The following is a 533-nucleotide window of genomic DNA, read 5'->3' as shown; positions in this document are numbered from 1 at the left end:
GCGAATTCTGGCCGGTTCCGTCGGCGGCCGTCTCGCCGGGGGCGGCGGCAAAGGCGAACAGGATGTTCTCCGCCCGGCCGACGCGGCCGAGGCCCGGCCGGACCTTGTCGGCTGCGTCCTTGGCCAGCGACGTCGCGCCACGCCCCTCGCTGCCCGCGCCTGCGAAGGGATCGCTGCGGCAGGCGTCGAGCACGATCAGCCCGACCTTGGCCGTGGCGGCGACCGCTTCGCGCACCTCCTCCAGCGGCAGGCTGGTCTTCTCCAGCGCGTCGAGCGAGGAGGCATCGGCATCGACGGGCAGCAGCCGGTTGTCGCCGGATATCTCGACGCCATGGCCGGAGAAATAGACCAGCGCCACGTCGGCGCCCCTGGCGTCCTCGCGGAAATCGTCGAGCGCCCGGCGCGTGCGGCGCAGGTCCCGGTTGGTCTCGAGCACCACCTCGAAGCCGAGCTTCTTCAGCGCGCCTTCCATCGCCTCGCCGTCATTGACGGGGTTGGCGAGCGGCCGGATCAGCCGGTAGTCGTCATCGGCG

General features: G+C 71.9%; 1 protein-coding gene. It reads right to left on the bottom strand.

Annotated elements, in window-relative coordinates; all coding sequences use genetic code 11:
- The coding region (locus tag EN807_RS32445; protein ID WP_135937923.1) for a caspase family protein at positions 1–533 on the bottom strand (533 nt) is incomplete at both ends.

The sequence above is a fragment of the Mesorhizobium sp. M5C.F.Ca.ET.164.01.1.1 genome (assembly GCF_004792125.1).
GTDB classification, from domain to species: Bacteria; Pseudomonadota; Alphaproteobacteria; order Rhizobiales; family Rhizobiaceae; genus Mesorhizobium; species Mesorhizobium wenxiniae.
Note: the sequence above shows the minus strand (reverse complement) of the source record. Positions and strands in the feature narration are given on the sequence as shown.